Raw genomic sequence first — 11,269 nt, forward strand, 5'->3', positions numbered from 1 at the left:
TCGTTTGTTCGGTGTGCTGGGTGTGTTTGTGTTTTTATTAATCAGCGTTGTTTTGGGGGGTGTGGTTGTTGTCCCGGTAGAGGAGCGCGGCCGTACCACTCACGACCACTGAGCCGCAGCTCACTCCAGGGCGAGTGCTAGCGTCGTGACCGTGCCAGTCAGTTCGGTCACCGGTCGCCGCCTCGCCATCGTCGGGGTTTCTTTGCTGAGCCTGGTGCTCTGCTGCGGGCTCGCCTGGTGGCAGTGGGAGCGGTACTCCTCCGCGAACGGCACCTTCCAGAACCTCGGCTATGTGCTGCAGTGGCCGCTGTTCGGATTGTTCCCGGCCTTCATGTTCTACCGGATCCGCAAGCTGCGCATCCGTGCCGAGGAAGAACCGGAAGAAGCGCCGGCCCCGCGGCCGCGGAAACCGGCGCCAGCCCCCGTGGCGGGTGAGGACGATGAGCTCGCCGCCTACAACCGTTACCTCGCCGAGCTGAACGCTCGCGATCACGAGAGGTCCCCGGACAAGCCATGACCACCCGCACTGACGACACCACCCCGCTCGCCTCGCTGGCCGGACCGCTGACCCGGTTCCGCGCGGCCGCCTACGTGACCGGTGTCGGCCTGCTCGGGCTGTGCTTCGTGATGGTGCTCCGGTACGCCTTCGACAACCCGGAGCCCTCGGCGATCTACTCGCCGATCCACGGTGTGCTGTACATGATCTACCTGGCGCTCACCATCGACCTGGCGATCAAGGCCCGCTGGTCGATCAAGGGCACCGTGCTCGTACTGCTGGCCGGGTGCGTCCCGTTCGTCTCGTTCCTCGTCGAACGCCGGGTCACCCACCGCGTCAAGGCCGGTCAGAAGCTCTGAACGTCAGCGCCACCACGAAGGTGCAGGCCGCGATCAGCGCGGACGCGATGAACGCCGTCGTCATCCCGGTGACCAGAATCGTCTGCGGGGTGCCGGTGATGCCCCGCGTGCTCTCGCCGAACACGGTGACCAGGATCGCGAGCCCGAGCGTCGCGCCGCCCTGCTGAAGCGTCTGCAGCACACCGCCCGCCGCGCCCGCGTCCTCGGCGGGGACGGTGCCCATGATCAGGATGTTCAACGGCGAGAACGCGAATCCCGCGCCGAAGCCCATCAGGATCATCGGGGCGAGCATGCCGCTCGCGTAGTGGCTTTCCGGCGTGAGCTGGGTCAGCCAGGCCAGGCCGATGACCATGGCCGCGCTGCCGGTGGCGGCCATCTTCTTCGGGCCGAGCTTCGGCAGCAGACGTGACACCAGCCTGGTCACGCTGAACAGCACGGCCGCCATCGGGAGGAAGGCGAAGCCGGTGGCCAGCGCGCTGAAGTGGCTCACGTCCTGCAGGAACTGGGTCAGGAAGAAGAACATCGACATCATGGCCATCGGCCCGAAGAAGAAGTTCGCGTAGGCGGCGGCGCGGTTGCGGTCGGCGAACAGCCGCAGCGGCATCAGCGGCTGGCGTGCGCGGCGCTCGATGGTCAGGAACGTCGCGATCAGCGTGACGCCGGCGGCGAGTGCCACGATCGTGACCGCGTCACCCCAGCCTTCCTGCGCGGCACGGATGAAGCCGTACACCAAGGACGCGACACCCGCGGTGCCGGTGATGGCGCCCGGCAGATCGAGGTGGGCATGCCTGCGTTCCGGCTCCGGCACGAATTTCGGTGCCAGCAAAGCGATCGCGGCGCCGAACGGCACGTTGATGAACAGCACGGCCCGCCACGTGAACCACTGCGTCAGCAGACCGCCGAGGATCAGCCCGATGGCGAAGCCACCGCTGGACATCGCGGAGAACAGCGCGAGCGCGCGCATCCGGGCCTTCGGCTCGGTGAACGTGGTGGCGATCAGCGCGAGTGTGCTCGGTCCCGCCATCGCGGCGCCGAGTCCTTGCAGGATCCTGGCGACGATCAGCAGTTCGGCCGAGGTGGCCAGGCCGCCCGCGAGCGAGGCGACGGTGAAGACGCTGGTGCCGATGACGAACATGCGGCGCCTGCCGAACAGGTCGCCCGCGCGGCCGCCGAGCAGCAGGAAGCCGCCGAAGACCAGGCTGTAGGCGTTCATCACCCAGGACAGCCCGGTGCGCGAGAAGCCGAGTTCCGACTGGATCGGCGGGAGTGCCACGTTCATCACCGTGGCGTCGAGGATCAGCATGAGCTGGCAGGTCAGGACGATCGCCAGGATGAGTGCGGGGCGCCGCCGGATCTCCGGTGGCGCGGGGCGTGACAACAGGGACTGCTCGGTCAAGGAATACTCCCCAGTACTCACTGTGGTGCTCTGCGTACTCAAGTGGAGAAGCTCTCCGCTTTGTCCATGAGAGCATATGGAGAGCGTCTCCACTTACGCAAGTGAATTCGGAGAGTTTCTCCGGTTATCCTGGATGAGGAGGTGTCCCATGACGGCAACCGATCCCGCCCGTCCCATGCGCGCGGACGCGCGCCGGAACTACGACGCGGTCATGGCGGCCGCCAAGCAGGCCTTCGCCGAACACGGCCCCGAGGCCCCGCTCGACGACATCGCCAAGCGCGCCGGTGTCGGCGCCGGGACGTTGTACCGGCATTTCCCGACCAGGATCGCGCTCATCGAAGCGGTCTACCGCGGTGAGATCACCGAGCTGAGCGAGCGCGCGCACGAGCTGCTCGCGGAGCTGCCGCCGTTCGACGCGCTCGTCCGCTGGACGGCCGAGCATGTGACGTATGTGCTGAGCCGCAGCGGCCTCGCGGCGAGCCTCAAGGCGTCGATCGACGCGAACTCGGACACCTTCCAGCTCTGCCGCACCAACCTCTATGGCGCGGCGGGCGCTTTGGTCGAGGCCGCGCAGAAGTCGGGCGACATCCGCACCGACATCACCGGTGTCGACGTGCTCCGCCTCGCGCACGGCGTCGGCGTCGCGGGCCAGCACGCGCCGCCCGGCGACGCCGAGCGCCTGATGGCGATCGTGGTCGACGGGCTGCGCGTTAAAAACTAGGGCGTGTCTCCAAATTCTGATCGCGGTCTTCGCGCCCAGGCGGCCCCTGACGCCCGCGGGCGATTCACCCGAGTACAACCCGGTACGAGGGCGAATCGCCCGCACCGCCGGGAACCACCTGGATCACGAAGCCCATCGACCAGAATTAGGAGACACGCCCTAAGAACCGATACCGGTGAGGGAACGAACTTCCATCTCGGCGTGTTTGGCCGCGTCGGCCTTGGGGCCGAGCAGGGTGCCGATATAGCCGCACAGGAACGAGAACGGGATCGAGATCAGCCCAGGGTTCTTGAGCGGGAACCAGTGGAAGTCGACCGACTGCACGATCGAGTCCGGCGTGCCCGACACCACCGGCGAGAAGAACACCAGCACCAGGCACGCGATCAGGCCGCCGTAGATGCCGCACAACGTCCCGGTGGTGTTGAACCGCTTCCAGAACAACGAATACAGCAGCGTCGACAGGTTCGCCGAAGCGGCGACCGCGAAGGCCAGCGCCACCAGGAACGCGATGTTCTGGCCGCTCGCCAGGATCCCGCCCGCGATCGCCAGCACCCCGACCACGACCGCCGTGATGCGCGCGACCTTCACCTCCGACGCCGCTTCCGCCTTGCCGTGCTTGAAGATGTTGGCGTAGACGTCGTGCGCGAAGGAGGCCGACGCGGTGATCGTGAGTCCCGCGACCACCGCGAGGATCGTCGCGAAGGCGACCGCCGAGATGATGCCGAGCAGCAGCGTGCCGCCGATGTGCAGCGCGAGCAGCGGCGCCGCGGAGTTCTCGCCGCCGGGCGCAGCCTTGATCTCGTCGGGGCCGACGATCGCCGCGGCGCCGAAACCGATCACCAGTGTGCAGAGATAGAAGAGGAACATGCACGCGGTGGCCCAGACGACCGAGCGGCGCGCCTCCTTGGAGTTCGGGACCGTGTAGAAGCGCATCAGCACGTGGGGCAGCGCCGCCGCGCCGAGCACCAGTGCCAGCGCCAAGGACACGAAGTCCAATTTGGTCGTTCCGTTGGCGCCGTACTGACCGCCCGGCTGGAGCAGCTTTTCACCGAGCGGGCTCTTCTCCGCCGCGGCCGCGAGCAGGTTCGAGAAGCTGAAACCGAACTTGCCGAACAGGAACACCGTGATCAGCATGCCGGACACGAGCAGGATGCTGGCCTTGATGATCTGCACCCACGTGGTGCCCTTCATGCCGCCGACCAGCACGTACAGCACCATGATGATGCCGACGACCGCGATCACCAGCGCCTGGCCGATCCGCGAGTGGATGTTCAGCAGCAGCGCGACCAGCCCGCCGGCGCCGGCCATCTGCGCGAGCATGTAGAAGAACGAGATGACCAATGTGGACGTCGCGGCCGCGGCGCGGACCGGGCGCTGTTTCATCCGGAACGCCAGCACGTCGCCCATGGTGAACTTGCCGGTGTTGCGCAGCAGTTCCGCGATCAGCAGCAGGTCGACGAGCCAGGCGACCAGGAACCCGATCGAGTAGAGGAATCCGTCATATCCGTGGATCGCGATGGCGCCGGCGATGCCGAGGAACGAGGCGGCCGACAGGAAGTCGCCCGACAGCGCGATCCCGTTCTGCCTGCCGGAGAAGACGCTGCCCGCCGCGTAGTAGTCGGCGGTCGTCGAGTTCCGGGTGCTCGCGCGGTACACCACGTAGAGCGTGATCGCGACGAACAGGGCGAACACCGCGGTGTTGACGACCGGGTTGCCGCTCGAGGTGTCCGTGGCCGCCAGCGCCGTCGTCGGTGTCACCGTGCTCCCTCCGCCCGCGCGCGGACCTTGTCCACCTGCGGGTCGATCCGGCGGTTCGCGAACCTGACATACGCGGCCGTGATCACCGCGGTGCTGGCGAACTGCCCCAGGCCCAGCACGATAGCCACGTTGACCTCGCCGACCACTTTCAGGCTCATGAACTCGTGCGCGTAGGCCGCCAGCAGCACGTAGGTGAGGTACCAGGTGAAGAACGCCAGGCTCATCGGGAACACGAACCGCCGCAGACGCGACCGGAGCGTGACGAACTCGGCGCTGCCCCTGATCTGGTCGAAACCGGGGCCGGTGGCCTCCGGCTCCGGCATGAGGCTTCCGCGCACGAACATCGGAGGCAGCCGCGGCGGTGTCACGGGACGCTGTCGCGCCGAAGGGATGATGGCGGGGGAGTGCGCGATGTCCTGCATGGGTGGGCCTCCGGCAGTGGTACGCGTCCATGTGGGTGACCCCGGCGCCCCGCATTCGTGTGCGCCGCGGTGCCTGATGGGCGTTCGAGGAGCACATAGTAACTACGAACGAGAATGGGGGAACACGTCGGACCCTGGGGATGTGACACGGTATTCGTTTTCCGGTCCGAAAATCTCGGAAGTAACATCGTTTCGACGGTAACGGTCTTATCACTCGAATTGGTGACGCTAATCGTGACTCGCTGTTGCGAAAGCGGTGCCAATTGGACAAACGCCTGTCCGGTGGGTTGTTGGCAGTCTGCCAGTCGTTACCGTTGGTAGTTTCCGGCCGGGCGGCTCCCGTGATGGGAATTCGCGTTTTGCGGATAGGTGAGCCTGGCCTACGTTGGTGGACGAGCCCTGCCGGTTCGCTCGACCGCGTGAGAAACCCCCAAGTGGAGTGGGCTCTCTCGCGGCTGATCCTGGCAATGCCACAACATCGGGCACACATTTGGGGTTGACCCCACGATCGAGTGCACGCTCGGTGCACCTTCCGGGCGCTCCGGCTACTCTGCGTGGGCTAATCGGGTGACATGGCCGTCGGGAAAATCAGTGCGGGTGGTCACTGAAAAGCATCGGGACCACTAGTAGTGACGGAAAGTGTTTGCCGCGGCCTTCTGTTTAGTGTCATTTGCGCTGGTCATGCACCGTGTCGTGAGTGAAATTGACTTGTCACCGTTTGGTGTACGATTCTTTCGCCAAGCCGACAGCTGTGATCGAAAGGCGCGGAAAACCTGATCTCCATGAGGGTGCAGATCGCATGATGCGAATCCGGCGCCTGCCGGGGGATCGCAGATGTTCGTCGGCGGTACTTGACTTACGCGGCCTCACGACGTGGGCTGCTGGACGCGGATCGGCAGGGATGATCGGATGCGGTTGGCGAACACCGCGAGCGGCCGAACCGGATCGATGACGCCGGACAGGGAGTCACATAGGTGACCGTTGCAGGAGAAGGCCAAGTGCCTGTGGGGAAGCTGCTGGGCCAACAGCCACGCAAACCACGGAAGATGGCTGACTGGCGTGCGGTGCTGCGCTGGCGGGACTGGAGCCTGCCGGTCAAGCTCTCCGCCGTCACGCTGGTCCCGATTTTGATCGCGCTGGTGCTCGGTGTCACCACGATCGCCAACCAGGTCGGCAAGTCCGACAGCTACCAGCGCATCGACAGGCTGGTGGCGCTGAACTCCGCCATCCTGGCGCTGACCGACGGCCTGCAGCGTGAGCGCACGCAGACCGCGGCCGCGCTCACCGCGGGCAACGGCGGCGGCTCCCCGGAGCTCACCGCCACCCGCGGCGAGGTCGACCGCCTGGTCGTGCCGTTCACCGTCGCCGCGACCAAGGCGGCCGCGCTCGACCCCGGCATCGGCGGCATCAAGAACGAAGCAGGCGTCCAGGTCGCCAGGCTGGCCGACGTCCGCGAGCAGGGCGGGGCCGGCAAGCTTTCGCCGGTCCAGTCGATCGGCGAGTACGGCCTGATCATCGGTTCGCTGCTCAACCTCGACACCGCGCTGACCGCCAGGATCAGCGACGACGCCATCGGCGGCACGCCGAGCGCGCAGCACGACCTGCAGGTCGCCAAGGAACAGGTCTCGCTCATCCAGGGCCTGGTCGACTACGGCATCGCGCGCGGCACGCTCGCCCCGACCGAACTCAACCAGGTCCGCTCCGCGCAGGTGCGGTTCATCGACAACGTCGACGACTTCCGCGCCGCCGCGTCCCAGGAGCAGCGCCAGGACTACGACAGCACGGTGGCAGGCGGCGGCTCCGCCACCCGCGACACGCTGATCAAGACCGCGCTCGGCGAGTCGGGTGTGCCGCCGGAGCAGGCCTTCCGCAAGATCCCGGCGCAGTCGTGGAACGAGAGCTCCGCTGCCATCCTCGCCAGGCTGGGCGAGGTCTCGCAGCGGCTCGGCGACCAGACGGCCGCCGCCTCGGCCGCGCTCGTCGAAAGCTCCAGCAGCGGCGCCGGGTTGCTCGCGGTACTGCTCTTCGGCGCGCTCGTGCTCGCCGCCGCGGTGGTCTTCGTGATCACCCGCCAATTGCTGCGCACGCTGAAGATCCTGCGCAACAGCGCGCTCGACGTCGCGAACAAGCAGCTGCCGGAAGCCGTCCGCAACATCCAGGAGGGCAGGCCGCAGAACACCGAGGTCGAGCCGGTGCCGGTCACCGCGAACGACGAGGTCGGCGAGGTCGCCAGGGCCTTCGACGCGGTGCATCACCAGGCCATCCACCTCGCCGCCGAGCAGGCCGCGATGCGCACCGGCTACAGCAGCGTGTTCGTCAACCTGTCGCGCCGCAGCCAGAGCCTGGTGCAGCGCCAGCTGCAGCTCATCGAACGGCTCGAGCGGGACGAGGAGGACGCCGACCAGCTGGCGACGCTGTTCCAGCTCGACCACCTCGCGACGCGGATGCGCCGCAACAACGAGAACCTGATGGTGCTGTCCGGCTCCGAGTCGACGCGCCGGTCCGGTCAGCCGGTCACCACCACCGACATCGTGCGCGGCGCGGTCTCGGAGATCGAGCAGTACCAGCGGGTCGTGGTGCAGCCGCCGCCGACGGCGAAGATCGTCGGCTACGCGGCAGGCGACCTGACGCGGCTGATCGCCGAGCTGCTGGACAACGCGACCGCGTTCTCCGCGCCGGAGACCAGGGTGACCGTGGCGACGCGCATCGCCGACGACCGGTCGCTGTCGATCGACATCCTCGACAAGGGCATCGGCATGAACGAGGCCGAGGTCGCGGAGGCCAACTCGCGGCTGACCGAGGCCGCCTCGGTCGACCTCGCCACCTCGCGCCGGATGGGCCTGTTCGTGGTCGGCAGGCTGGCCAGCCGTCACCGCATCGGTGTCTCGCTGCACGGCGGCAAGGACATCGTCGGTGTCCGCGCGACCGTGACCGTGCCGCCCGAACTGGTGATGACCCCGTACGGCGGCGAGCAGCACACCGGGCCGATCCCGGCACACCGGCAGCAGCACCCCCAGCAGCCGCCGCTGCCGCAGCCGAGCGCGCTGCCGAGGCGTCAGCGCCCGGCCAACGGCACCCGGCCGTCGCCGTCGCTGCCCGACGCGGGCTGGCCGTCCGCGGAGGACGTCGCCGCGCTGAACGAGCGGCCGCCGTCCGACATGGAGATCTCGGGCACCGCGCTGTTCAGCCCGATTTCCTCCGGCGACGACCAGCCGAGGCCGACGGTGCCGCCGCAGCGGCCCCCCGAGCCGCCGAAGCCGCCGAAGGCCGCCGAGCCGGAGACGGTCTCGGAAAGCGGGCAGCTGCCCAGCGGCAAGGAACTGTTCGTCGCGAACGGCACCGCGCTCAGCGAGTGGTGGAGCAAGTCGGCGAAGCAGGCGGAGCCCGCGCCGCCGAAGGAGCCGAAGCCGGGGAAGTCCGAGACGACCCCGATCTTCGACGAGATGCTCTCGGCCTGGTTCCGCGAGCCCAAGCCACCGCAGGCGGAGAAGGAGTCCGAGGGCGAGACGCCCAAGGAGAAGACCAACTGGGACCTCGCCAGCGACGAGAACTGGCGCAAGGTGCAGGCCGTGACGCAGGCGGCGCCGTCGACGTTCACCGAGGCCGGTCTCCCGCGCCGCCAGCGTGGCGAGAAGCTCATGCCGGGCAGCGCCGAGCGCCCGGAGAAGCCGGCGGCCGCCGCCAAGAACGCGGACCTGCCGGTCCGCGACCCGGCGGACGTGCGCGGCAGGCTGTCGAGTTTCCAGCAGGGCGTGAGCCGGGGCCGTAAGCAGGCGTCAGGGACACCCAAGCCCGCGGAGCCGAAGGCGGCGGAAACGCCCAAGCCCAAGCCGCCGAAGGCGCCGGAGGCCGCCAAGCCGAAGGAAGCAGCCCAGCCGGAGAAGGCCGCGCTGCCGCCGTTGCCGCAGCGGCAGGCCAAGCCGGTGCCCCCGCCCCCGCCGGAGCCGGTGGTGGCTCCCGAAGACGCTTCGGAGCTGACGGCCACCGCCGAGTGGGCGTTCGGTTCCGACGACGGCTGGCGGACCGTGCAGGCGGTGTCACAGAGCGCACCGTCTACCTTCACCCCTGCGGGACTGCCGAGGCGGCGTCGCGGGGAGCAGCTGCTCCCCGGCAGCGCCACCGCGTCGGCGGCGCCCGCCGGTCCCAGACGAGAACGTGACGCACAGGATGTGCGCGGACGGCTGAGCAGTTTCCAGCAGGGCATCCGGCGCGGACGCCACCGGACGGCTCAACCGGCCGAAGCCAACCCAGAAAACCTGGAGGGTGAATGACCTCGCCGAACGCGGCACAGCCTCAGCAGAACCAGTTCGGATGGCTGGTCAATGACTTCGCCGAGCGCGTGCCCGGTGTGGCGCACGCGGTCGTCGTCTCCGCGGACGGCCTGCTGCTGACCTCGTCGAACCGGCTCCCGCTCGACAGGGCCGACCAGCTCGCCGCCGTCGCGTCGGGCATCGTCAGCCTCACCCAGGGCGCCGCGCGCTGCTTCGAGGCCGGCGCGGTCAACGAGACGGTCGTCGAGATGGAACTCGGCATCATGGTGCTGATGTCGATCAGCGACGGTTCGTGCCTCGCCGTGCTCGCCGCCCCGAACTGCGACATCGGGCAGGTGGCCTACGAGATGACGATGCTGGTCGATCGGGTCGGGCAGATCCTCACTCCGGAATTGCGTGCGCAACTCCAGGGCGCGGGAGGCTCACTCATCGGTGAACCGGTGGGATGATGCCGCGATGAGCACGGGATCCGGGTACCCAGGGGGGCCGATTGGCGACGACGGCACATTCGCCGACGTCCTCAACGGCTTCACGCTGGACTCCGGCCGTGGTCGTCGGAAGCAGCGAAGGAAGGACAAGGACTCCGGCCAGCAGGGGTCATCGCAGGAACCGACCGACCAAGGAGACCGCGTGACCTCAGTAGTCTCGCCGCCGGACACGGGCGGGCTCTTCGACCCGGCTCCACAGGAGTACGAGTACACCGACTACGCGAGCTACGCCGAGTACCCCGCCTCGGCGCAGGACGATCTCCTCCATCCGGCCGAAGAGACGGCGATCGTCCGGCCGTACGCTTTGACGGGTGGCCGCACCAAGGCGAACTACGCGTTGGAGCTGGAGACGCTCGTCTCCGCGAAGGAAGAAGTCGCGGTCGGGGTCTTCTCCGACGCCGCGATGCAGCAGATCGAGAACCTCTCGATCATGGAAGAGTGCCGGACCCCGCGTTCGGTCGCCGAGATCGCGGCGGCCATGCGCGTACCGCTGGGCGTGGCGCGAGTGCTGATCAGCGACGCGGCCGACGCGGGACTGGTTATCGTGCACCCGACGCTCACCGGCAAAGACGGCGCCGAGGCACACTTGGTGTTGATGGAAAGGGTTTTGAGTGGACTCCGTCGGCTTTAAGGCACCGCGGGAAACCGCGCCCCCGACCATGACATCGGCGAAGATCGTCGTGGCGGGCGGCTTCGGTGCGGGCAAGACGACCTTCGTCGGCTCTGTGTCGGAGATCGTCCCGCTCACCACCGAGGCGATGATGACGGACGCGAGCACCGGCATCGACAACCTGGACGCGACCCCGAAGAAGTCGACCACCACGGTCGCCATGGACTTCGGCCGCGTCTCGCTCGACGCCGACCTGATCCTGTACCTGTTCGGCACCCCAGGCCAGCAGCGTTTCTGGTTCATGTGGGACGACCTGGTCCGCGGCGCCATCGGCGCGGTCGTGCTCGCCGACACCCGGCGCCTGGCCGACTCGTTCGCGCCGGTCGACTTCTTCGAGGACCGGGGCCTCCCGTACATCGTCGGCGTGAACTGCTTCGACGGGATACTGCAGCACGACATCAACGACGTGCGCGAGGCGCTCTCGATCGACCCGAGCATCCCGATCGTGCGCTGCGACGCGCGCGACCGCGAGTCGACCAAGCAGACGCTGATCACCCTGGTCGAGTACGCGATGCGCCAGTGGATCGCGCTCCGGGCGGCCAACGCCGCCCGCTGAGTCGGCGCGCGAGTGGTTTGGTCGTGAGTGGTATCGCCGGTTCTAACCCAATGCCGGGTAGTTAGGGCTGGGGTTGTGGTGTCAAGGCTGTGATAGACGCGGCTCCTGGTAGAAGAGAAGTCGACTAAGATC

The 11,269-nt window shown here is 67.9% G+C and carries 10 protein-coding genes; 7 read left to right on the forward strand and 3 right to left on the reverse strand.

The window, feature by feature from the left end:
* The first annotated feature begins 151 nt into the window (after window positions 1-151).
* A complete protein-coding gene (locus tag ACFV15_RS36040) occupies window positions 152-517 on the forward strand; it encodes a hypothetical protein (RefSeq protein WP_378356316.1) in 366 nt (121 codons plus the stop codon).
* Window positions 514-855 (forward strand): DUF3817 domain-containing protein, encoded by a 342-nt coding sequence (locus ACFV15_RS36045; RefSeq protein WP_378356317.1) that lies wholly within the window; start codon window positions 514-516, stop codon window positions 853-855. Before ACFV15_RS36040 ends, ACFV15_RS36045 begins: the two co-directional genes overlap by 4 nt.
* Here ACFV15_RS36045 and ACFV15_RS36050 read toward each other — a convergent pair.
* Window positions 833-2,251: an MFS transporter gene (locus tag ACFV15_RS36050; RefSeq protein ID WP_378356319.1), complete on the reverse strand. Its 1,419-nt coding sequence runs from the start codon at window positions 2,249-2,251 to the stop codon at window positions 833-835. The two genes, ACFV15_RS36045 and ACFV15_RS36050, sit on opposite strands and share 23 nt — an antisense overlap.
* 148 nt (window positions 2,252-2,399) lie before the next feature.
* Between ACFV15_RS36050 and ACFV15_RS36055 the strand changes: the two genes are divergently transcribed.
* The gene (locus ACFV15_RS36055) at window positions 2,400-2,972 is read left to right on the forward strand and encodes a TetR/AcrR family transcriptional regulator (RefSeq protein ID WP_378356320.1); all 573 of its coding nucleotides are present in this window, start codon (window positions 2,400-2,402) and stop codon (window positions 2,970-2,972) included.
* 159 nt (window positions 2,973-3,131) lie between these two features.
* Here the strand turns inward: ACFV15_RS36055 and ACFV15_RS36060 are convergent, their stop codons facing one another.
* Complete coding sequence (locus tag ACFV15_RS36060; RefSeq protein WP_378356322.1) at window positions 3,132-4,730, reverse strand: cation acetate symporter; 1,599 nt, start codon at window positions 4,728-4,730, stop codon at window positions 3,132-3,134.
* Complete coding sequence (locus tag ACFV15_RS36065) at window positions 4,727-5,152, reverse strand: DUF485 domain-containing protein (RefSeq protein ID WP_378356324.1); 426 nt, start codon at window positions 5,150-5,152, stop codon at window positions 4,727-4,729. The genes ACFV15_RS36060 and ACFV15_RS36065 overlap by 4 nt, the downstream gene beginning before the upstream one ends.
* Before the next feature lie 1,046 nt (window positions 5,153-6,198).
* Between ACFV15_RS36065 and ACFV15_RS36070 the strand changes: the two genes are divergently transcribed.
* The 4 genes from ACFV15_RS36070 to ACFV15_RS36085 are packed head-to-tail and all read left to right on the forward strand — an operon-like array spanning window position 6,199 to window position 11,137.
* Complete coding sequence (locus ACFV15_RS36070; protein WP_378356326.1) at window positions 6,199-9,423, forward strand: nitrate- and nitrite sensing domain-containing protein; 3,225 nt, start codon at window positions 6,199-6,201, stop codon at window positions 9,421-9,423.
* A complete protein-coding gene (locus ACFV15_RS36075) occupies window positions 9,420-9,872 on the forward strand; it encodes a roadblock/LC7 domain-containing protein (protein WP_091292047.1) in 453 nt (150 codons plus the stop codon). Before ACFV15_RS36070 ends, ACFV15_RS36075 begins: the two co-directional genes overlap by 4 nt.
* A gap of 7 nt (window positions 9,873-9,879) precedes the next feature.
* On the forward strand, window positions 9,880-10,542 hold the full coding sequence (locus ACFV15_RS36080; RefSeq protein WP_378356327.1) for a DUF742 domain-containing protein: 663 nt from the start codon (window positions 9,880-9,882) through the stop codon (window positions 10,540-10,542).
* Window positions 10,543-10,570: 28 nt separating this feature from the next.
* Entirely contained in the window at window positions 10,571-11,137 is a 567-nt protein-coding gene (locus ACFV15_RS36085; protein ID WP_378356328.1) for an ATP/GTP-binding protein, read from the forward strand.
* The last annotated feature ends 132 nt before the right edge of the window (window positions 11,138-11,269 follow it).

It is taken from the genome of Amycolatopsis sp. NPDC059657 (assembly GCF_042734395.1).
Lineage (GTDB): Bacteria > Actinomycetota > Actinomycetes > Mycobacteriales > Pseudonocardiaceae > Amycolatopsis.

What these genes read in the sequence shown, in the direction of transcription:
- ACFV15_RS36045 (WP_378356317.1), top strand. Translation starts at nt 514, where the DNA reads ATGACCACCCGCACTGACGACACCACCCCGCTCGCCTCGCTGGCCGGA.
- ACFV15_RS36055 (WP_378356320.1), top strand. Translation starts at nt 2,400, where the DNA reads ATGACGGCAACCGATCCCGCCCGTCCCATGCGCGCGGACGCGCGCCGG.
- ACFV15_RS36065 (WP_378356324.1), bottom strand. Translation starts at nt 5,152, where the DNA reads ATGCAGGACATCGCGCACTCCCCCGCCATCATCCCTTCGGCGCGACAG.
- ACFV15_RS36070 (WP_378356326.1), top strand. Translation starts at nt 6,199, where the DNA reads ATGGCTGACTGGCGTGCGGTGCTGCGCTGGCGGGACTGGAGCCTGCCG.
- ACFV15_RS36075 (WP_091292047.1), top strand. Translation starts at nt 9,420, where the DNA reads ATGACCTCGCCGAACGCGGCACAGCCTCAGCAGAACCAGTTCGGATGG.
- ACFV15_RS36080 (WP_378356327.1), top strand. Translation starts at nt 9,880, where the DNA reads ATGAGCACGGGATCCGGGTACCCAGGGGGGCCGATTGGCGACGACGGC.
- ACFV15_RS36085 (WP_378356328.1), top strand. Translation starts at nt 10,571, where the DNA reads ATGACATCGGCGAAGATCGTCGTGGCGGGCGGCTTCGGTGCGGGCAAG.